At 33.6% G+C, this 20,594-nt stretch carries 21 protein-coding genes; 14 read left to right on the top strand and 7 right to left on the bottom strand.

The window, feature by feature from the left end; all coding sequences use genetic code 11:
- The first annotated feature begins 5 nt into the window (after positions 1 to 5).
- Both mltG and GB234_RS10885 read left to right on the top strand, forming a co-directional pair.
- On the top strand, positions 6 to 1,049 hold the full coding sequence (gene mltG / locus GB234_RS10890; RefSeq protein ID WP_151894599.1) for an endolytic transglycosylase MltG: 1,044 nt from the start codon (positions 6 to 8) through the stop codon (positions 1,047 to 1,049).
- A 563-nt stretch (positions 1,050 to 1,612) separates the two neighbouring features.
- Positions 1,613 to 2,263 carry a peptidoglycan-binding protein LysM gene (locus GB234_RS10885; protein WP_151894598.1) on the top strand — a complete coding sequence of 217 codons (651 nt, stop codon included), beginning with the start codon at positions 1,613 to 1,615 and terminating at the stop codon, positions 2,261 to 2,263.
- An 8-nt stretch (positions 2,264 to 2,271) separates the two neighbouring features.
- Here the strand turns inward: GB234_RS10885 and GB234_RS10880 are convergent, their stop codons facing one another.
- The 4 genes from GB234_RS10880 to dnaA all read right to left on the bottom strand — a co-directional run bounded on the left by GB234_RS10880 (position 2,272) and on the right by dnaA (position 6,498).
- Entirely contained in the window at positions 2,272 to 2,985 is a 714-nt protein-coding gene (locus GB234_RS10880) for an SAM-dependent methyltransferase (protein ID WP_151894597.1), read from the bottom strand.
- Positions 2,986 to 3,113: 128 nt separating this feature from the next.
- Positions 3,114 to 4,496 (bottom strand): PQQ-dependent sugar dehydrogenase, encoded by a 1,383-nt coding sequence (locus GB234_RS10875; RefSeq protein ID WP_151894596.1) that lies wholly within the window; start codon positions 4,494 to 4,496, stop codon positions 3,114 to 3,116.
- Between the two features lie 45 nt (positions 4,497 to 4,541).
- Positions 4,542 to 4,997 (bottom strand): low molecular weight protein-tyrosine-phosphatase, encoded by a 456-nt coding sequence (locus GB234_RS10870; RefSeq protein ID WP_151894595.1) that lies wholly within the window; start codon positions 4,995 to 4,997, stop codon positions 4,542 to 4,544.
- 70 nt (positions 4,998 to 5,067) lie between these two features.
- Positions 5,068 to 6,498, bottom strand: coding sequence for a chromosomal replication initiator protein DnaA (gene dnaA, locus GB234_RS10865; RefSeq protein WP_151894594.1), 1,431 nt, complete (start codon positions 6,496 to 6,498; stop codon positions 5,068 to 5,070).
- 206 nt (positions 6,499 to 6,704) lie between these two features.
- Between dnaA and GB234_RS10860 the strand changes: the two genes are divergently transcribed.
- A complete protein-coding gene (locus tag GB234_RS10860; protein WP_151894593.1) occupies positions 6,705 to 7,100 on the top strand; it encodes an acyl-CoA thioesterase in 396 nt (131 codons plus the stop codon).
- A 73-nt stretch (positions 7,101 to 7,173) separates the two neighbouring features.
- Here GB234_RS10860 and GB234_RS10855 read toward each other — a convergent pair whose 3' ends face one another.
- Genes GB234_RS10855 through ribD form a run of 3 tightly spaced genes read right to left on the bottom strand, consistent with a single transcriptional unit; the run spans position 7,174 to position 9,730 of the window.
- Entirely contained in the window at positions 7,174 to 7,791 is a 618-nt protein-coding gene (locus GB234_RS10855; protein WP_151894592.1) for an IMPACT family protein, read from the bottom strand.
- Positions 7,788 to 8,663, bottom strand: coding sequence for an EamA family transporter (locus GB234_RS10850; protein WP_151894591.1), 876 nt, complete (start codon positions 8,661 to 8,663; stop codon positions 7,788 to 7,790). Before GB234_RS10850 ends, GB234_RS10855 begins: the two co-directional genes overlap by 4 nt.
- The gene (gene ribD, locus GB234_RS10845; RefSeq protein WP_151894590.1) at positions 8,660 to 9,730 is read right to left on the bottom strand and encodes a bifunctional diaminohydroxyphosphoribosylaminopyrimidine deaminase/5-amino-6-(5-phosphoribosylamino)uracil reductase RibD; all 1,071 of its coding nucleotides are present in this window, start codon (positions 9,728 to 9,730) and stop codon (positions 8,660 to 8,662) included. The genes GB234_RS10850 and ribD overlap by 4 nt, the downstream gene beginning before the upstream one ends.
- 27 nt (positions 9,731 to 9,757) lie before the next feature.
- Between ribD and GB234_RS10840 the strand changes: the two genes are divergently transcribed.
- From GB234_RS10840 to recN, 11 genes are all read left to right on the top strand, one after another.
- Positions 9,758 to 10,243: a GNAT family N-acetyltransferase gene (locus tag GB234_RS10840; RefSeq protein WP_151894589.1), complete on the top strand. Its 486-nt coding sequence runs from the start codon at positions 9,758 to 9,760 to the stop codon at positions 10,241 to 10,243.
- 1 nt (position 10,244) lies between these two features.
- On the top strand, positions 10,245 to 11,168 hold the full coding sequence (gene prmC / locus GB234_RS15230; protein ID WP_235906120.1) for a peptide chain release factor N(5)-glutamine methyltransferase: 924 nt from the start codon (positions 10,245 to 10,247) through the stop codon (positions 11,166 to 11,168).
- Between the two features lie 3 nt (positions 11,169 to 11,171).
- Positions 11,172 to 11,762, top strand: coding sequence for an LOG family protein (locus GB234_RS15225; protein ID WP_235906119.1), 591 nt, complete (start codon positions 11,172 to 11,174; stop codon positions 11,760 to 11,762).
- Positions 11,763 to 11,913: 151 nt separating this feature from the next.
- Complete coding sequence (ligA, locus tag GB234_RS10830) at positions 11,914 to 13,953, top strand: NAD-dependent DNA ligase LigA (RefSeq protein WP_151894588.1); 2,040 nt, start codon at positions 11,914 to 11,916, stop codon at positions 13,951 to 13,953.
- A gap of 74 nt (positions 13,954 to 14,027) precedes the next feature.
- Positions 14,028 to 14,549: a DUF6913 domain-containing protein gene (locus GB234_RS10825; protein WP_151894587.1), complete on the top strand. Its 522-nt coding sequence runs from the start codon at positions 14,028 to 14,030 to the stop codon at positions 14,547 to 14,549.
- Between the two features lie 46 nt (positions 14,550 to 14,595).
- Positions 14,596 to 15,474: a 4-hydroxy-tetrahydrodipicolinate synthase gene (dapA, locus tag GB234_RS10820; protein WP_151894586.1), complete on the top strand. Its 879-nt coding sequence runs from the start codon at positions 14,596 to 14,598 to the stop codon at positions 15,472 to 15,474.
- A gap of 132 nt (positions 15,475 to 15,606) precedes the next feature.
- Positions 15,607 to 16,440, top strand: a complete 834-nt coding sequence (locus GB234_RS10815; RefSeq protein WP_151894585.1) for an outer membrane protein assembly factor BamD — start codon at positions 15,607 to 15,609, stop codon at positions 16,438 to 16,440.
- A 4-nt stretch (positions 16,441 to 16,444) separates the two neighbouring features.
- Positions 16,445 to 16,780 (top strand): DNA-directed RNA polymerase subunit omega, encoded by a 336-nt coding sequence (locus GB234_RS10810; protein WP_151894584.1) that lies wholly within the window; start codon positions 16,445 to 16,447, stop codon positions 16,778 to 16,780.
- A 2-nt stretch (positions 16,781 to 16,782) separates the two neighbouring features.
- The gene (gene coaBC, locus GB234_RS10805; protein WP_151894583.1) at positions 16,783 to 17,997 is read left to right on the top strand and encodes a bifunctional phosphopantothenoylcysteine decarboxylase/phosphopantothenate--cysteine ligase CoaBC; all 1,215 of its coding nucleotides are present in this window, start codon (positions 16,783 to 16,785) and stop codon (positions 17,995 to 17,997) included.
- Positions 17,990 to 18,880, top strand: coding sequence for a type IX secretion system protein PorD (porD, locus tag GB234_RS10800; RefSeq protein WP_151894582.1), 891 nt, complete (start codon positions 17,990 to 17,992; stop codon positions 18,878 to 18,880). Before coaBC ends, porD begins: the two co-directional genes overlap by 8 nt.
- 59 nt (positions 18,881 to 18,939) lie before the next feature.
- Positions 18,940 to 20,592, top strand: coding sequence for a DNA repair protein RecN (gene recN / locus GB234_RS10795; protein ID WP_151894581.1), 1,653 nt, complete (start codon positions 18,940 to 18,942; stop codon positions 20,590 to 20,592).
- The last annotated feature ends 2 nt before the right edge of the window (positions 20,593 to 20,594 follow it).

Raw genomic sequence — 20,594 nt, 5'->3', positions numbered from 1 at the left:
GAACTATGTACTTTAAAAAAATACTTCTTGCAGTTGCATTAATTGGTCTTGTTGCTATGGCCGGATTTTCATATTATGTGTACTCAAATATTTTTGTGCCTAATACAGCATTTAATAATGAAGAAGCACACGTTTACATTGAAACAGGTTCAAATTTTAATGATGTTAAACAAGAATTAGAACCACTCCTTAAAGATATGGGTACTTTTGAAACTGTTGCTAATAGAAAAGGATACTCTAATAATATTAAAGCAGGACACTACATCGTTAAAAAAGGGAGCAATAATAATGAGATAATTAATTCCATTCGTACAGGGAATATTCCCGTTTTAGTGAAATTTAATAATCAGGAGCGATTAGAAGACCTTGCTGGTCATTTATCTAATCAATTAGAGGCAGATAGTATTTCATTATACAAAGCGCTTAGCGATTCGGTTTTTTTAAAGAAATCTGGCTTTAATGGAGACACAGCACTTGGTATGTTTATACCTAATACTTATGAGGTTTATTGGAATACGTCTCCGGAAAGCTTTAGAGACAAAATGTTAGCGGAGTACAATGCATTCTGGACATCAAATCGTAACGCAAAAGCTAAACAACTCGGTTTAACGAGAGACCAAGTTATGGCACTAGCAGCAATTGTACAAAAGGAAACAGCAAAAGTAGATGAGCGTCCGCGCGTTGCAGGCGTATATATCAACCGAATTAAAAAAGGGATGCCATTGCAAGCAGATCCTACTGTAATTTATGCCAAAAAGAAAACCGAAAATAATTACAATCAAGTTATAAAGCGTGTGCTTTATAAAGACTTAGAAATTGACTCTCCATACAATACATATAAATATGCTGGAGTTCCTCCTGGACCAATAGCAATGCCAGATGTTACTTCTATAGATGGAGTACTCAATTTTGAAAAGCACGACTATTACTACTTTGTAGCAGATGTGACTAATTTTGGCTATCACAAATTTGCTTCTACATTACGCCAGCATAATAATAACAAAAATCAATATGTGGAGTGGGTAAATAAAAATGGAATTAATAGATAAATTAGCTAAAAGAAAATAATTCATGGACATCTATGCTTTGTTTTTACTTCTTCACTCTGACGTCCTTTTCTTTATTCTGAAATTTTAAATCCATCAATTTTCTCTTTTTTCCATTAATAAAATTGATGTTATTCTATTAATTATAATTTTTATAACTCCAAAAAAAGCTAAAATTTTATTTTAATTATTTTTGTTTAATTTTTATTTTTGTATTAAAAAAAATGCTAGTTGTCGTTATATTTTGACTGTTAACCGTTTTGTCCTAATATTTTTTTCTCAAACTCATTAATATCTTTCCTTTAAAAATATTAAAATTTCTCTTTTTGTAATTCAACATAAATTTTTACAACATTTTTAATTTGTTGATAACTATGTATATAACCTGTTTTTCGTTTTTAGCTTTATATTTAATTTCTCCTTAATTTTATTTAGATAAAATGAAATAGAAAGCATGAATTTGTGTTGTGAAATTTTTAACGTGTTGTAAGTCAGATTTATAAAAATAGTCGTATCTTTGCGCGCTGAAAAATAGCGTGAGAATTTTCTCGCCAATTAATTTTTTTATGAAAAAGAACATTGTTTTAAGTACAACTATAATGCTAGCTACATTTTTTATAATGTCTAGTTTTAGTTCAAAGAGAACTGTGAACTTGTCACATTATAAGATTGCAGATAATACATACACGTATAGTGTTCCTAATAAAGCAGAGCAAGAGCTATTTGCTTCTCCTGTAATTGCTCCAGGATTTTCATTGTTTCTTGGAAAAACATACGTAGGTTTTAAAGAGGCGCTTGGATTTAAGGAGTCTAGAGGTGACTATAGTACTATTAATCAATTTGGATACTTAGGAAAATATCAGTTTGCTAAAGCTACATTGTCTATGATTGGTATTGATAATCCAACAGGGTTTATCAAAGATAGTAAATTGCAAGAAAGAGCTTTTACTGCACATACATCACGTAATAAATGGATTTTACGTAGAGATATTAAACGATTTAAAGGAAAGTATATTAATGGTGTCAAAGTAACCGAGTCTGGTATCCTTGCTGCTGCACACCTTGCAGGTGCTGGAAATGTAAAAAAATATCTTCGCAGCGGAGGAGATTACAATTTTGAAGATGCCTTTGGGACAACCATTGGTTATTATCTTAAAAAGTTTTCGGGATATGATACCTCGCATGTAAAAGCAAATCAAAAAGCTACAGTAATATAAATTTATAATTATTGCTGAATGATAAATAAGGTGGGTCTTTTATGAAGGTCCACCTTTATTCTTTTCCATTCTGTTGCTGTTGCTGTTCTAATATATTCTGTGGGTAGTGTAATATCACAAGCCACACAAATTCTTGTATTTCCTTGTAATGTATTATGAAGGCTCTCGAGCATTTGATTATTGCGATAAGGAGTTTCAATGAATAATTGAGATTGATTTTCCTGTTGACTTCTTTTTTCTAATTTTTTTATTTCATTTTTACGTTCTCCCTTGTCAATTGGCAGGTAACCATTAAACGCAAAATTTTGACCATTAAATCCACTTGCCATCATTGCCATTAAAATAGAGGATGGCCCAACAAGTGGAACAACTTTTATCCCTTTTAAATGAGCATGTGAAACAACATCTGCTCCAGGGTCTGCGATTCCTGGGCAACCCGCATCGCTAATAACGCCTACATCATGACCTTCTAAACATGGTTGAAGCATTGTTGGAATGTCTTCAGGGTTAGTAAATTTATTAATTTCTTCAATCTTTAAACCGCCTTGATTTTTTTTCGAATCTATACTTTTAATAAATCTGCGTGCGTTTTTTTCATGCTCAACTATATAATATTCAATATGTTCTACGGCTTTTTTTACTAATAAAGGAAGTACTTCTAGTGGTGGTGTGTCTCCTAATGTACAAGGGATGAGATATAAATTTCCTTTTTTGATGTTCATGGTTTTATTGTTAGCTATTGGGAATTTCAATATAGTAAAAAAAATAATGTTGCCAATTGATTATGGAGTAATCAACAAGCAACATTGTATGTCTTTTGTAAGATAATTAATTAACCGCTATAATTAAATTATTGTATAATCAATTTCTTTATTACCACATTTCCGCTTTGCGTTTTAATAGTCATTAAGTACATTCCGCTTGCAAAAGTTGTTACATCAATATTTTTTTGAGAAGTGTTAATATCTGATTGTGATAAAATAACAGTTCCTTTTAGGTCTGAAATGTTAATCTCATCAACAACATCGTTATCTATACTCACATTGACATTGGTTATAGCAGGATTAGGTGTTAAGCGTATAGTATTTAAAATATTGTCATCAACTCCAGCAATTACTGTCGAAACTATTTTAAAAATGGAGCCACTATAACTGGCAATGTATAACTCTTTATTAAAGCCTTCGTAAAAAGTTGACCACATTCCTGGATAGGTATTTAAAATTGTTAAATCGTTTGATGGATTAACAATTCCAATTATGCTTGAAGAAAAGTCAGCGAAGAAATAAATGCCTTCTAAATCTGGATAATCATTACCTCTGTAAACATAACCTCCTGTAATTGAGCGACCAACAGAGTGGTTATATTCGGCAATGGGGAATATTAAATCTGTAGATGGGGGGCAAGTGCTTGAGTTGTTGTAAGGAGCGCTACCTTCGTAACATCTCCAGCCATAATTAAGGCCTCCAGTATCTTGAGTAGGGGTTATTTTATTTATTTCTTCAATTGCGCCCTGTCCTACATCTGCAATCCACAGGTCATTTGTTTCACTGTCAAAACTAAATTTCCATGGATTTCGCAATCCGTAAGCCCAGATTTCGTCGCGTGAATTTGCTACTCCCACAAATGGATTGTCGGGTGGAATGTTATAAGGGTTTGTTATCGAAGAGTTGTTTACATCAATTCTTAATAGTTTGCCAAGAAGGCTGTTTTGGTTTTGTCCATTGTTGTTGGGGTCGCCACCACTTCCTCCATCACCCATTGCGATATATAAAAAGCCATCTGGCCCAAACTTAATATCACCTCCATTATGATTTACAAAAGGTTGATTAATAGAAATAATGGATACAGCAGAATTTAAGTTTGCTATATCAGGATTTGAAGCGCTTACTGTGTACCGTGTTATTTGAGTGTTTTCGTTGCTATCTACATAATTGACAAAAAAGTGTCCGTTTGTTGCGTAATCTGGGTGAAAAGCCAAACCTAAAAGCCCTTGCTCTCCTCCAGGGGTAATAAGAGATGTAAGGTTAATAAATGGCGTTGCATTTACTGAGCCGTCTGGATTTAAAATTTTTATGCTACCACCTTGTTCAACGACAAAAATACGGTTGTCATTTGCGTGTTGAATATTTACTAAGTTATTAAAATCATCTTTAAGAAGTTCAAGAACAATTTCTTGGGCGCTAGAAAAAATAATAGTGAAGAAAATAAATAAGATAGAGAGTGTTTTTTTCATAACAATAGATTTGAAAATCAAGGTAATGAAAAAGAAAATAGCAAGCTAAGAAAGCCTACTCACAATTTTCTCACAGGATTGATAAAGCATATTAAATACATTATCAAAGCCATTGTTTCCGCCATAGTAGGGATCTGGAACATCAACATTCTCTCCGGGGAATAATTCATCAAGAATACGTTGAACTTTGTTAATTTCTTCTTGAGAGTTGGCAAGTTTTATAACATCATGGTAGTTTGTGTTATCCATTACAAAAATGTGATCGTAAATCTCAAAATCGTATTCAGAAAACTGCTTTCCTCTCTGGTCTGTAATGTCAATTCCATTTTTTTTAGCAACGGCAATACTTCGGGGGTCAGGAAGACTGCCTACGTGCCAACCACCAGTTCCAGCAGATGCTACTTCAAATTTTTCTAGGTCTATCATGCTTTTCAATATGCCTTCGGCAAGCGGTGAGCGGCAGATATTGCCAAGGCAGACCATTAGTATTTTTGTTTTCAATTGTTCAGGTTTTAAAATTTCCGAAGTAAAACAAAAAAATCCTACTCGAAAGCAGGATTTTTAATATTTTTTAAATGGTTAACTTTTTTTGGAGGTCTTCCACATATTTTCTAAACTGTTTGTCTGTACTTGATAAATTGTCTACTGTTTTGCATGCATGTAATACGGTTGCATGATCGCGCTGTCCTATTTGAGAACCAATTGAAGCTAATGATGCTTTTGTAAATTTCTTTGCAAAAAACATTGCTAGTTGTCTTGCTTGTACAATGTGACGTTTACGTGTTTTTGATTGTAATGTTTCTACGTCCATTTGAAAATAATCACTAACTACTTTTTGAATATAGTCAATAGATACTTCGCGCTTAGTATGTTTTACGTAGTTGTCAACAATTTTCTTCGCAAGTTCAATAGTGATTTCTTTCTTGTTGAAAGATGAATGTGCAATTAAGGAGATGATTGCTCCTTCGAGTTCTCTAATATTTGTTTTAATGTTATTCGCTAAAAACTCAACAATATCATCTGGCATTTCAACACCGTCTCTATACAGTTTATTTTTAATGATTGCGACACGGGTTTCATAATCTGGATGATTTAACTCAGCAGATAATCCCCATTTAAAACGAGATAACAAACGTTGCTCAATGTCAATCATATCAACAGGTGCCTTATCACTCGTAAGTATTACTTGACGTCCATTTTGGTGTAAATGATTGAATATGTGAAAAAATACATCTTGTGTTCCAGCTTTGCCAGAGAGTAATTGTATATCATCAACAATCAGCACATCAATAACTTGATAAAAATGTATAAAATCGTTACGATTGTTTTTTTGAACAGACTCACTATATTGTTGCACAAATTTCTCTGCGGAAATATATAACACCGTCTTCTCGGGGTATTTGTCTTTTATATCAACACCTATAGCATGAGCTAAATGTGTTTTTCCAAGACCAACACCACCAAAAACTAATAGTGGATTGAAAGATGTTCCTCCAGGTTTATTTGCAACAGCAATACCTGCAGAACGGGCTAAACGATTAGACTCTCCTTCAAGGAAGCTATCAAAATTATAATTAGGGTTTAATTGGGATTCGATTTTTACATTTCGAATTCCAGGGATAACAAAAGGATTTTTAAGTTCTGGACTCTTATTTTTAAGCGGAACATCAACATTTTGTGATGCCTGTGTATTGCTTCTATTTGAACTAGGAATTCTTTCAGTAAATGGTTGTTTGTTTCCGTAGGTATTTTCCATACGAATAACATAAACTAATTTTGCAGTAGCGCCAAGCTCTTTAGTCAAGGCAACCTTTAATAATTTAACATAATGCTCTTCAAGCCACTCATAGAAAAATTTACTAGGAACTTGTATGCTAAGTGCACTATCTGTAAGTTTTACTGCTTTAATGGGTTCAAACCAAGTTTTATATGCTTGAGAGGTAATATTGTCCTCGATGAATGCAAGACAATTATTCCAAACGGTTGCAGCAGTATTACTCATAATTGTTTTTAGAATTTCTTTTAGTTAATTGGTCATTATCAAAAATGAAGAAATTGGAATTTCTTACTGGTTTTTCGATAGTACAAATATGTGAACAAATAAGTGAAAAAAAAAGCCAAAAGGGTGTTGAATTTTCCGTTTTTTTTTCGCATACTTATTTCAAATAACTTTGTGTAGTAAAGTAACCCTTTTTATTTAAAAATATTGTGAAAAAAGCATCAACTAAATTAAGAGTACGTTATAATGAAACAGATAAAATGGGTGTTGTTTACCATGGAAATTATGCACAATATTTTGAACAAGGTAGGACTGAATGGCTAAGAAATATGGGCTTTTCCTATAGATGGATGGAGGAAAATGGCGTGCAGCTTCCTGTCATTAATTTAAACTTAGATTACAAGCAACCAGCACATTATGATGATGAACTGACGATAGTTACAGAAATAAAGAAAATTCCTACATATAGGATTGAGTTTCAGTACAAAATCTATAATCAAAATGATCAATTATTGGTTATTGGAGAGACTACTTTAGTGTTTATTAATTCGGTAACAAATAAGCTAATGAAAGCGCCTAAATATCTGTTAGATAAATTAGCATAAAAGCTAAACAAAAAAGTTTTTTATTGAGTAGATTCTTAGCTAATTTTAATCTTAAAATTTAATGTGGATTTTTTTAGGCTTTACTTTTTTTGATTATCACTTTATAAGTATTCTCAAAAATTTCAAAAATACGTTGAGCTTCTTTTTTTCTTACTGATATTTCAATTTCACAAGACAATTCCATTTTTTGATGTTCAATCTTCAAGTTTTCGTCTTTGATAATCCTCATCACTATATTCATTTCTGGGTATTCAAATTTGAGAATAAAATGTTCGTTTATAGTTAATTGTTTGATTTTTGATGCTTCAAGTGCTAATTGTGCACTCGCTTTATATGCTTGAATTAAACCACCAACACCTAATTTTGTTCCGCCAAAATAACGTACTGATACTACTAAAATATTTGTAACATCAAATGCTTGTAGTTGGCCATAAATGGGCATTCCTGCACTGTTGCTAGGTTCTCCGTCATCGTTTGCTCTATAATGTTCGTAGGTTTTTCCAAGTTGCCATGCATAGCAAAAGTGCCTTGCGGTGTGATGTTGTTTTTTTAAATCTTCAATAGCTTCTTTAATTTCATCTTCTGTCTTAACCGGAAATGCATATCCAAAAAACTTGCTCCCCCTATCTTTAAAGAGTGTTTCTTCTCCAGGCTTTAAAATGGTATTATATGTGTCTCGTTCTTCGCTCATAAAAATTGTCCAACTGCTACTAGCATAATACTTATAATTGCAAGGATAATCCCAATCCAGTTTTTTGTAAGTAATTTTTCATTAAAAAGTATAATTCCTACAAGCGTTGAAAGCATCACAATTCCTACATTGTTTACTGTAAAGATTCCTGAGCTATCAAATAAATCTGATCGTAAGGTTTTGATTAAAAAGTAAATAGAAAAAAAGTTTGGGATTCCTAAAGCTAGGCCGCCAATAATATTTTTAAATTCAAATTTTGACCCACCAGTAATTCCTTTTATGCTAATAATTGAAATACCTATAAGTGCTGCTGCTGCAAAAATTGTTGATGAAAATAGTGCTATGTCACCATCAGCAACAAAACTATCTTCGAGAAATTTAATGCTTGTATCAATAATTCCACTGCCTAAAAATACTAAAACAGGAAAAATTAAATAACTTCTTTTAACAACTAGTCCGTCACTATTTTTAATTGACGCAAGATAAACAGCTACTAATGCAAGCAACATTCCTATACCTTTATATATGCCCAAAGATTCCTTGTAGTATATCAACCCAAAAAGAATAGGGATCACTAAACTCATCTTTGTAGCGACAGATACTACAGAAAGTCCGCTACGTTGTGTTGTTAGTGCCATTAAATTAAAAACGATAATAAATAAAGCTCCAAGTCCTAATGTGTAGTAAAACCATTCGTATTGTGGGATTTCGCTCAAAACAATTGGTTTTCCGTATCCAATAACCCCACAAATGCACGCAACAAAATAATTAAATACAATAGCGTGTAAAGTGTTAATTTTAAATCGTGTAAATAATTTAAAAACCACAAAAATTAATGTGGATGCGAGTATGCTTAACAATAAATAAATCATAAAGATTGATTTTTAAAATAAATTAACTCGTCTCCTTTAATTAGTGTTTTTTCAATTGTTTTTCCTTTTAAAACAGGGGATTGAACTCCTTTTTTAAAAGTGCTATTTCCTTTAAATACAAATGCTTCATCCCAAAGATTTGTATCAATAAATGCTTGGATTGTACGAGTTCCTCCTTCAATTATCACACTTTGAATAGAATGTTTATAGAGGGTTTTGCAAATTTGATTTGGAATGTCCTCGGAAATTTTAAGTGCTTCAAAAAAAAGATTTCCATTATTCTCTTTAGTAACTTCTGTGAGTATAATTGTTTTCACTTTTTCGTCATAAATTGAAGCTGTGGTTAAAATTTTTAAATTTTTATCTATAACCACTCGCACAGGAGAATTCCCTTCCCAATCACGTGCTGTCAAACTTGGGTTGTCTTTAAGGACAGTAGTTGTGCCTACTAAAATGGCTTGTTCCTCAGTGCGCATTTTGTGGGTAAATTGCCTTGATTGTTTATTTGTAATCCATACTGGTGCTTTTTCTTCTCTAGATAGCGGTGCAATAAATCCATCAGTAGTTTCTGCCCATTTTAAAATAATAAAGGGTCTCTTTTTATTCTGAAATGTAAAAAAACGTTTGTTTAATGTGTCGCATTCATTTTCAAGTATGCCTAAGATAACTTCGCAACCAGCCTCAATTAGTTTTTTAATACCTCTTCCGGCTACTTTTGGATTTGGGTCTGTGCTTCCAATTACTACTTTTTTAATGCCTTTTTCAATTATTAAATCGGCACAGGGTGGTGTTTTTCCGTAATGACTACAAGGCTCTAAACTCACATAGATTGTAGCCTCACTAAAAATAGTGTTGAGACGGCTCGTTTCCGAAGCAAACCTCATTTCCGTAGCATTTATAGCGTTTACTTCTGCGTGAGGGCTGCCTGCTTTGTAGTGCCATCCCTCGCCAATAACTATATTGTTATGTACAATTACGCTACCAACTAGCGGATTAGGGTACGTTGTTCCCAGTCCATTTTTAGCTAGCTGAATGCAGCGAGACATATATTTTTCGTGTATTTTCACAATTCAAAAATACAATGATTTAGGCTTATGGCAGACGCTATCATACGACCAATTCAAAAAAAAGATAATCCCCACATTGCAAAGGTAATACGTAAGGTGCTCGTAGATTTAGGTGTGCCAAAAGTGGGTACGGCTTATGCAGATACTGCGCTAGACTGCATGTTTGAAACCTATCAAAAAGATCGTGCTATTTATTTTGTGGTGGAGCAAGAGGGTAAAATAATAGGTGGAGCAGGTGTTGCAAAACTTGATAATTATGAGGGTAATGTTTGCGAACTGCAAAAAATGTATTATCTCGAAGAAGCGCGAGGCAGGGGTATTGGTTCGCAAATGATTGCATTGTGTTTAAAAGCTGGCAGCGATTTTAACTTTGAAAAATGCTACCTTGAAACAATGACATTTATGGAAGCGGCTCAAAAATTATACAAACGTAATGGTTTTAAATACCTTGATGGTCCTCTTGGTAATACAGGTCATTTTTCATGTCCAGTACAAATGCTTCGAGATTTATAACATGACGCTACAAGAATTTCAAATAGATTTTAAAAAGGAGCTTTTAGAACAATATCCTAAAGAAGAGATACAAAACTTTTTTTCTATTCTATCTTCAGAAATTTTAGGGTATTCACGCTTTGAGGTTTCCTTGAATAAGTCTCAGAATCTTGAAGAAGCAGTATTGCTTAAGTTTAGAGATGCTCTTTCAAGGTTAAAGAACAATCAACCTATACAGTATATAATAGGACATACTGAATTTTATGGATTACAATTTAACGTAAATGAACACACGTTAATTCCAAGACCAGAAACCGAAGAGTTGGTTGAGTGGATTTTGACAAGTGAAAAAGAAAATTTGAAAATAAAAACAGAAGAAAATTCAAAAAAACAAATTTCAGCAACCCTTCCGATTACAGCGTACATTGAAAATAATATTGAAATTTTAGATATTGGTACAGGTTCTGGTTGTATAGCAATTTCGTTGGCAAAACAATTACCATTGGTTTCTGTTTCTGCACTTGATATTTCAAAGGAGGCGCTTAAAATGGCTGAAAAAAATGCTATTTTGAATAAGGTTTTGGTTAACTTCATGGAGCTAGATGTGCTTAATGCTACCTCATTTCCGAAGCGATACGACGTTATAGTTTCTAACCCGCCCTATGTGCGAGATTTAGAAAAACAAATGATGCAGGAAAATGTATTAAAATACGAACCTGATGGGGCGTTATTTGTAAGCGATGAAGACCCGCTAATTTTTTATCGTACCATTGCAAAACTGGCAAAAACGAACTTGAAAGTAAACGGGCTATTATATTTTGAGATAAATGAGTATCTTGGAAAGGAGATGCGAGAAATGCTTGTGGGTGAAGGGTTTGGTGGTGTTGAAATTAAAAAAGATATGTTTGGCAAAGACCGTATGTTACGATGTTCCATTAAAAATTAAGGTATGAATGATTTAAAAAGTATTTGTGTTTTTTGCGGAAGCAGTGATGGTAATGATGCTCAAATTACTAAAGCAACTAAACAATTGGGTAGCACACTTGCAGCACAGAATATAACGCTGGTTTATGGTGCGGCAAAAATAGGGGTCATGGGCACATTAGCTCAAACTTGTCTTGATGCAAAGGGAAAGGTAATAGGCGTTATCCCTGATTTTTTAAAATTAAAAGAGGTGGTTCATCTTGGGTTGACAACACTGCATACTACTCAAAATATGCACGAACGAAAAATGATGATGCAAGAAATTAGTAATGGTTTTATTGCGCTGCCAGGAGGATTTGGAACCCTTGAAGAGTTATTTGAAGTTATTACTTGGGGGCAATTGGGATTACATGCAAAACCCATTGGTCTGCTTAATATAAATGGTTTTTATGATGACTTATTGGGGTTGTTAGAAACAATGGTAAAAAAAGGTTTTCTTAGTATTGAAAACTATGAGCTGTTGCTAGTGGATGCAGATGTTGATGCCCTACTCGAGAAAATGCGAAACTTTAAAGCTCCTGAAGTCCCTAAATGGTTAAAGCCAGACAGGACTTAATTTTAAATTTAGAATAAGTATTTTAATAAAAGCATCTGTTTAATGTAGGTTATTCTGAAATATAATCTTCATTAACACTTGTTGATAAAAATGCAATGAAATGGTACAAGACTAAAAACCTTGTGCCATTTTGTTATTTATCTTTGTTTTCATGACTGCTGAAGAAAAAATTAATATCCTCCGCAACGAACTGCGCGAACATAATTACAACTATTACGTCCTCGATAATGCAACAATTACCGACTATGATTTTGATGTAAAATTAAAGGAGTTACAAGCGCTTGAATTAGCACATCCAGAATTTTATGACGCTAATTCTCCCACACTGCGCGTAGGTGGAGAAGTGACCAAAAATTTTGAAACCGTTAAACATGAGTTTCGCATGTATTCTTTAGATAACAGTTATTCAAAAGAGGATCTTGAAGATTGGGAGAACAGAATTAAAAAACAAGTTGACGGTAAAGTTGAGTATACGTGCGAGCTTAAATATGATGGAGCATCGATGAGTTTAACGTATGAAAACGGAGTGCTAATTAAGGCTGTAACTCGTGGTGACGGTTTTCAAGGTGATAATGTTACTGCTAATATTAAGACAATTAAATCCGTGCCGTTAAAATTAAAAGGAGATTTTCCTCAAAAATTTGAAATTCGTGGCGAAATAGTATTGCCATTTGACGGTTTTATAAAGATGAATGAAGAGCGAGAAGCTGCCGGAGAAGAACCTTATAGAAATCCTAGAAATACGGCTTCAGGAAGTTTAAAGTTGCAAGATAGTAGTGAGGTAGCAAGAAGACCTTTAGAGTGTTTATTGTATGGTCTAGTAGGTGAAAAGCTACCTGTTAAAACACAAATGGAAGGACTTGAGGAAGCTTCAAAATGGGGCTTTAAGGTGCCATCTATCGCAAAACTTGCAACAAGTATTGATGAGGTCATAGCGTTTGTTAATTATTGGGATATTCACAGGCACGATTTGCCTTATGAAACAGATGGTGTTGTAGTCAAAGTAAATAATCTACAGCAACAGGAAGAGCTTGGTTATACTGCAAAAGCACCTCGCTGGGCAATGGCTTATAAATTTAAGACAGAGCGGGTGAGCACGATTTTAAGTGAGATTACATATCAAGTTGGGCGTACGGGAGCAATTACTCCTGTAGCAAACTTAGAGCCTGTAGAGCTGGCAGGAACCACAGTAAAACGAGCTTCATTGCACAATGCAGATCAGATTGAAAAATTAGATATCCGTGAAGGAGATATGGTATATGTAGAAAAAGGAGGAGAGATTATTCCTAAGATTATAGGAGTAAATTTAGAAGAACGTCCAATAAATTCTACACCTACAAAATATATTGAAGATTGCCCAGAATGTGCCACAAGATTAGTGCGTACGGAGGGAGATGCCAAGCACTATTGTCCTAATGAAAAAGGGTGCCCTCCTCAAATTATAGGGCGTATTCAGCATTTTATTTCAAGAAAAGCAATGGATATTGAAGGTCTTGGGGGTGAAACTGTAGCCTTGTTAGTAGAAAATAATTTGATTTCAAATTACGCTGATTTGTATGATTTAAAAGTAGAGCAGCTTTTGCCCTTAGAGCGTATGGCTCAAAAGAGTGCAGAAAATTTGGTTGCAGGTGTTATTGCTTCAAAAGAAGTGCCTTTTGAGCGAGTTTTATTTGCGCTCGGCATTAGATTTGTGGGCGAAACTGTTGCAAAAAAATTAGCAAAACATTTTAAAAGTATTGACGCATTAATGTTAGCTAAAGAAGAGGAATTAATTGCTGTGGATGAAATAGGGGAGCGCATTGCTCAAAGTGTGGTTGCGTTTTTTGGTTCTAGTACTTCAACCGATTTGTTTTCTGAATTGTCACCCAGCGCTGAGGAAAATCGTGATATTATAGAAAGATTAAAAAATGCCAATGTTCAATTACAGATTAGTGAGTCTGAATTGGCAAACCAAACAGATACACTTGACGGAAATATTTTTGTAGTTTCGGGCGTGTTTGCTCGAGTTTCTCGAACGGAACTTAAAAAGCTTATTGAAGATAATGGTGGGAAAGTTTCGGGGAGTATTTCAGGGAAAACTAATTATGTGGTCGCAGGTGAAAATATGGGGCCGAGTAAGTTGGCAAAAGCCGAAACTTTAGGTGTTGCAATTATTAGCGAAGATGAATTTTTAGCTATGCTTGGATTGTAAAAGGTTGTTTTGTAATATTTCAATAAAAAACCTACAATAAAAGTCTTAATTTTACAATCTAGTTAAGCTAACGAATGTTCGAAAAATTACGCCGTAAAAATTTACAAAAGCAAATTGATAAAGCACTTTTAAATAGAGATGTTTCAGGACGAAATGGGAAAATAAAATCTTTGGCATTTTTGTACAATGAAGATGTAATATCTTCTGTTTCTGAAATGAAAAAGATTGCAGATGTGCTTAATATTTCTGAAGAACAAATAACTTTTTTATCATTTGTAACGTTTGATAAAAAAAACACGTCATTAACTTGTGAGCAGTTTACAAATAGAGATTTTTCGTGGAAGGGAGATTTGAAAAGAAAAGAATTAAAAGATTTTGTACACATACAATTTGATGCTTTGGTTTATTTTCAAGATGGGAGTCATGAGTTTTTAGATATTGTTGCAGCAAGGAGTGCTGCTAAGTTCAAAATAGGGCTATTAAATAGTGATGAGCGCATTCATGATTTGATGATATCTGTTACTGCTAAAGAAATAGATAAGGCGGCTCAAGAAATTAAAAAATACCTCCAGATAATGGGGAAGTTAGATATATAAAAAAGTTGAATTTAATGGATATTCCGTTTGCGACGGGACAATAAATATGAAAGAATTAATAGGAACAGGAGTTGCTTTAATTACACCGTTTACTTCAGATTTTAAAGTGGATGTTGAGGGTTTGAAGCGAGTGGTTCAATATCAAATAAATAATGGCATTGAATATCTTGTTGTGTTAGGAACAACGGGAGAAAGTGCTACATTAAATGATGAGGAAAAACAATTAGTAATTAATACTGTTGTTAAGGAAAATGCAGGTAAACTACCATTAGTTTTAGGTATTGGTGGTAATAATACTGCCGCAGTTGTTGAGGAATTTAAAACAACAAATTTAGATGCTTTTGTCGCAGTGCTTTCAGTGTCGCCAATGTATAATAAGCCAACACAAGAGGGGATTTATCAGCACTTTTCTGCGATAGCAAAAATATCTTCGAAGCCTATTATTTTATACAATGTTCCTGGAAGGACTTCAAGTAATTTAGAGCCTAGAACGGTAGCAAGATTAGCGCATGATTTTGGTAATATTGTGGCCATAAAAGAGGCAAAAGGAGACTTAGTACAAGCGATGGATATGATACATCAAACACCAGATGACTTTCATGTAATTAGCGGTGATGATATGATTGCCTTACCTATGGTGCTTGCCGGTGGGTCGGGCGTGATTTCGGTTATTGGGGAAGGTTTTCCTAAGCAGTTTTCAGATATGATTCGTTTGGGATTACAGCGAGATGTAGATGCTGCTTATAAAATACACTATGATATTGCCCCATGTATAAATTATATTTTTGCTGAGGGGAATCCTGCGGGTATTAAAAGTGTTTTCAGTGCGAAAGAAATTTGTGAAGATACTGTAAGACTCCCGTTAGTTATGGTTGGTGAACAACTTCGTAAAGATATTGAGGCTTTTGTTCTCTCTCATTCTTAATGCTGAAATTTTAAACAAAAGCCATCTTGTTTTTTCCAGCTCGTTTCTGCAATAATAGCACTAATACAAGCTAATAATATGTTTTTGTAATCTCTTTAATTTAACTACTTTTGCACGATGTTTTTTAGACAAATGAAATTATACTTTTTACCACTCCTTTTTATCTTGTTGTTTTTTACTTCATGTAGTGAATATCAAAACGTTTTAAAAGGTGATGACTCTGCTGCTAAACTTAAAATGGCAGAAAGTCTTTACCAAGTTGGCACTAAAGGAAAATATAAGAAAGCTCTTAGGTTAATGGAACAAATTGTGCCATTATATCGTGGAAAGCCTCAAGCAGAGAAGTTGATGTATATGTATTCAAATACATTTTATGAATTAGAAGATTATTTTGTAGCAGGTTATCAATTTGAAAGATTTGAATCATCGTACCCTAAAAGTGATAGTGTAGAAAGGGCTGCTTATAAAAGTGCTAAGAGTTACTATGAGTTGTCACCAAGGTTTTCTCTTGATCAAACAGATACAAGAAAGGCACTTGAAAAATTACAGGCTTACGTAAATAAATACCCAAACTCTCAATTTAGGCAGGAATCAAATGCACTTGTTAAAGAGTTGAGAGAAAAGCTAGAGAGGAAAGATATTGAAACAGCAGATCAATATTTATTAATTGGAAAACAAATAGGAAGCTTTAAGCCTGCTATTGATGCTTATGATAATTTTGTAAGTGATCACCCTGGTTCAATTTATAGAGAGCATGCTTTTTACGGTAGATTTGAAGCAGCGTATAATAGAGCGATAAATAGTATACCATCAGTAGTTGAAGAGCGTTTAATAACTGCAAAAGGATACTACAATCAATATTTAAAATATTACAAAGAAGGTGAAATGAAAGCTGATGCAGATGAATTGCTTGCAACGGTTGAAAAACTTTTAAGCACCTACGAAACAACAACTACAGAAAATTAAGATTATGGCAGATATAAAAAATAGCGAAGCACCGTTAAGTACAACTACTATTGACAAGAACAAAGTAGATTATGCTACTAACAATATTTATGAAGCAATTTCTATTATCTCAAAAAGAGCAAATCAAATTAATGGAGACATTAAAAAAGAGCTTTTAGAGAAACTAGATGAGTTTGCTACTTATAACGAAAGTCTTGAAGAGATTTTTGAAAACAAAGAGCAAATCGAAGTTTCAAAATTCTACGAAAAGTTACCTAAGCCACACTCGCTTGCAGTACAAGAATGGTTAGATGATAAAATCTACTACCGTAATACTGCTGATGAAGATTTAGCACAATAAACATGTCAGTCCTAAGCGGAAAAAATATTTTACTTGGCGTTACGGCAGGTATTGCCGCTTACAAGGCTAGTTTTTTAGTACGATTGCTGGTAAAAGCAGGGGCAGATGTGAAAGTTGTAATGACCCCATCGGCAAAAGATTTTGTCACCCCATTAACGCTTTCCACGCTTTCAAAAAATGAAGTTTTTTCTTCGTTTACTAACGAAGAAGATGATACTGCCCAATGGAATAACCATGTTGAGTTAGCCCTTTGGGCAGACTTGTTTATAATTGCTCCGGCAACTGCAAATACGCTATCAAAAATGGCGCATGGTACTTGTGATAATATTTTACTTGCGGTCTATCTTTCAGCAAAATGTCTTGTTTATTATGCTCCAGCGATGGATTTAGACATGTACAAACACCCTTCAACTAAAAATACTTTTGATACTTTAGATAGCTTCGGAAATATTAGAATTCCAGCAGCACATGGTGAATTAGCCAGCGGATTAGTGGGACAAGGAAGAATGGCAGAACCCGAAACTATAATTAGTTTTGTGGAAGCCGAAATTTCTAAAAATTTACCATTAAAAGGAAAAAAAGTACTTGTAACTGCAGGACCAACTTTTGAAGCTATTGATCCAGTAAGATTTATAGGAAATCACTCCAGCGGAAAAATGGGATGTGCCATTGCTGATGTTGCTTTAAGAATGGGTGCTGAGGTTGTTTTAGTTTTAGGGCCATCTTCGGTTATGGTGGATGAAGAGAAGATAAATGTACTTAGAGTAACAACAGCTGCTCAAATGTATAAGGCTGTTCATAATAATTTTAGGGATTGTGATGTTGCTATATTTAGTGCAGCAGTTGCAGACTATCGCCCCATTAATATTTCCGAAGAAAAAATTAAGAAAAAAGCTGGCGAAGGAATGACTATTGTGTTAGAACGAACACAGGATATTTTAGCATCGGTTGGAGAAATAAAGACGTCGCAGTTTTTAGTAGGTTTTGCATTAGAAACACAGAACGAACTTGAAAATGCAAAAAAGAAACTTGAAAAAAAGAATTTAGACTTAATTGTATTAAATTCGCTAAGAGACAAAGGAGCAGGTTTTAAAGCTGATACCAATAAGGTTACTTTTGTTGAAAAAGACAATAAAGTGACTCCTTTTGATGTTAAATCAAAGCAGGAAGTTGCAAAGGATATTTTAGAACATATTAGTAAAAAGATACATGCGTAAATTTATATACTTAATAGGATTGTTATTAACTTTTTCAACAGGTTTAGCTCAAGAGCTAAATGCTGTGGTAACTGTTGATAGTGAGCAAGCTGGAGGAAATTCAAATCTTCAAATCTTTAGAACATTACAACAGCAATTAACAGAGTTTATTAATAATCAACAATGGACTACAGAGGAGTATAAAAACCAAGAACGTATAGATTGTAATTTTACGTTGATTGTAACATCGTATGACGGTGATGCATTTAGTGGTTCACTACAAGTGCAGGCTTCTAGACCAGTTTATAATTCAACTTATAATACTTCAATTTACAATTATAACGACAAGCAGGTTAATTTTAATTATAAAGAGTTTGAGCCGTTAGTGTTTAATATAAATCAATTTAATTCAAATTTAATTTCGATAATTACTTATCATATTTACACAATTATAGGTCTTGATGCTAGTACGTTTGAATTAAATGGTGGCGATGCATATCATGAAGTTGCAAAACAAATTATTAATACAGCATCTTCTAGTAGTTTTGCTGGATGGAAATCTACAGATGGAACACAATCCCGTTACCGTTATAATGATGCCTTGGTAAGTCCTGTTTATAAGGAATTTCATGCAACAATGTATGAATACCACCGTTTAGGAATGGATTTAATGGCAGACGATGCAAAGGGGGCAAAAAATAACATTGCAGCTTCTCTTCAAACATTAAAAAGTATTAATGATAGGAGACCTAATTCTTATTTACTTAGGACATTTTTTGATGCAAAAGTTGATGAAATAAAAGCAATTTATAGTGGAGGTCCAGCTATGGATACATCAGATATTGTTGAATCCTTAAATAGAATGGCGCCAACTAGAAGAGCTTCTTGGGCAGAAATTAGATAAGGTTTCTAATTAAAAATATGTTATAGTTTCATTGTGTTTTTATCTTAAAAATTCATTTTGTGATTTTAAGTCTTTCCATAAAAAATTACGCTTTAATTGAAGACATTCGTGTGGATCTAGATAATGGTTTAACTATTATTACAGGTGAGACAGGAGCAGGAAAATCAATTTTATTAGGGGCATTGTCTCTATTAATGGGTAAGCGCGCAGATAGCAGTAGTGTTAAAAATGCATCAATTAAATGTATTATTGAGGGAGAATTTTCTTTGAAAAATTATAATCTTTCTGGAGTTTTTTCTGATAATGATTTAGATTACGACGCACACACAATTATTAGAAGAGAAATACTGCCAAGTGGCAAGTCCCGTGCTTTTGTCAATGATACTCCAGTAAGTTTAAATCAATTGCAATCCTTGGGAGAGCACCTTGTTGACATACATAGTCAAAATGAAACAAGATCATTTGCAAGTGAGGAATTTCAGTTTGAAGTATTAGATGCATTAGCTGGAAATTTTCCTATTTTGAATGACTACGGAAATTTGCTATCTGAATATAATTCTGTCTCAAAAGAACTTCAAATGCAAACCGAGTTAAAAAACGAAGCCTTAAAAGAGCTTGATTATAATTCTTTTTTGCAATCAGAGTTAGCCGAAGCTAATTTGACTAAACTTAATCAAGAAGAATTAGAGGCTATTTTTAATACATTAGATAACGCAGAAACTATCGAAGAGTCTTTTGCATCATTAATGCAGCTGTTTTCTCATGAAGAAATAGGAACAATTGAAACAGCAAAAGAAGCAAGAGGTGTTATTGGTAAAATTTCAAACTTTACAGATGCGTATAAAGAAATTCATGAACGTTTAAATAGCATAGTTATTGAGCTTGAAGATATTTTTGATGCCGTTGAGCGTGCTTCATTAAAAGTAGAGGCTGATCCAAATGAGTTAGCAACTGTTAATGAACGACTACAGATTTTATATAAACTCCAACAAAAACATAACGTAAACACTGTTGAAGAACTAATAATAATTGAAAACGAGCTTTCTTCAAAAATAAGTACAACACTTCATCTTGATACTATTATAGAAGCAATGATAATTGAAAAGAAACTTCTTTTTAATAAGTTAGAAAACATAGCAGAAAAATTGCATAAGAAAAGAAAGAGTGCAGTACCGCAATTTTTGCAAAAAATAAAAGTTTATCTTGATATGCTTGGGTTGCCTAATGCGAAGTTTGACTTTGTGTTTTCAAAAGTTGATTCTTTTAAGAAAAATGGAACAGACGTTCTTCAGGTTAATTTTACAGCAAATAAGGGATCTTCATTAGGACCTTTAAAAAAGGTAGCTTCTGGGGGAGAAATGAGTAGGATTATGCTTTCGGTCAAGGCGGTTCTAGCAAAATACAGAAAATTACCTACGCTTGTTTTTGATGAAATTGACACAGGAGTTTCTGGTGAAGTGGCTCTTAAAATGGCTACTATTATGGGAGGTATGAGCAAAGAAATGCAATTGATAAGTATTACTCACCTTCCGCAGATAGCTTCAAAAGGGGCACAACATATTAAAGTTTTCAAGGAAGATGTTAATAATAAAACAATAACTCAAATGCAACGCCTCACTGATGAGGAGCGTATTGTAGAGATTGCTCAAATGATAAGCGGAAACAAAATAACAGATACAGCTTTAGCGAATGCTCGTGAGCTATTAAATTAAAT

The sequence above is a fragment of the Patiriisocius marinistellae genome (assembly GCF_009014635.1).
Lineage (GTDB): Bacteria > Bacteroidota > Bacteroidia > Flavobacteriales > Flavobacteriaceae > Patiriisocius > Patiriisocius marinistellae.
The sequence above is the reverse complement of the archived record's forward strand: the minus strand, read 5'-3'. Positions and strand labels throughout refer to the sequence as shown.

Coding starts and splice junctions, on each gene's coding strand:
- mltG (WP_151894599.1), top strand. CDS start 6: ATGTACTTTAAAAAAATACTTCTTGCAGTTGCATTAATTGGTCTTGTT.
- GB234_RS10885 (WP_151894598.1), top strand. CDS start 1,613: ATGAAAAAGAACATTGTTTTAAGTACAACTATAATGCTAGCTACATTT.
- GB234_RS10880 (WP_151894597.1), bottom strand. CDS start 2,985: ATGAACATCAAAAAAGGAAATTTATATCTCATCCCTTGTACATTAGGA.
- GB234_RS10875 (WP_151894596.1), bottom strand. CDS start 4,496: ATGAAAAAAACACTCTCTATCTTATTTATTTTCTTCACTATTATTTTT.
- dnaA (WP_151894594.1), bottom strand. CDS start 6,498: ATGAGTAATACTGCTGCAACCGTTTGGAATAATTGTCTTGCATTCATC.
- GB234_RS10855 (WP_151894592.1), bottom strand. CDS start 7,791: ATGAGCGAAGAACGAGACACATATAATACCATTTTAAAGCCTGGAGAA.
- GB234_RS10850 (WP_151894591.1), bottom strand. CDS start 8,663: ATGATTTATTTATTGTTAAGCATACTCGCATCCACATTAATTTTTGTG.
- GB234_RS10840 (WP_151894589.1), top strand. CDS start 9,758: ATGGCAGACGCTATCATACGACCAATTCAAAAAAAAGATAATCCCCAC.
- prmC (WP_235906120.1), top strand. CDS start 10,245: ATGACGCTACAAGAATTTCAAATAGATTTTAAAAAGGAGCTTTTAGAA.
- GB234_RS15225 (WP_235906119.1), top strand. CDS start 11,172: ATGAATGATTTAAAAAGTATTTGTGTTTTTTGCGGAAGCAGTGATGGT.
- ligA (WP_151894588.1), top strand. CDS start 11,914: ATGACTGCTGAAGAAAAAATTAATATCCTCCGCAACGAACTGCGCGAA.
- GB234_RS10825 (WP_151894587.1), top strand. CDS start 14,028: ATGTTCGAAAAATTACGCCGTAAAAATTTACAAAAGCAAATTGATAAA.
- dapA (WP_151894586.1), top strand. CDS start 14,596: ATGAAAGAATTAATAGGAACAGGAGTTGCTTTAATTACACCGTTTACT.
- GB234_RS10815 (WP_151894585.1), top strand. CDS start 15,607: ATGAAATTATACTTTTTACCACTCCTTTTTATCTTGTTGTTTTTTACT.
- GB234_RS10810 (WP_151894584.1), top strand. CDS start 16,445: ATGGCAGATATAAAAAATAGCGAAGCACCGTTAAGTACAACTACTATT.
- coaBC (WP_151894583.1), top strand. CDS start 16,783: ATGTCAGTCCTAAGCGGAAAAAATATTTTACTTGGCGTTACGGCAGGT.
- porD (WP_151894582.1), top strand. CDS start 17,990: ATGCGTAAATTTATATACTTAATAGGATTGTTATTAACTTTTTCAACA.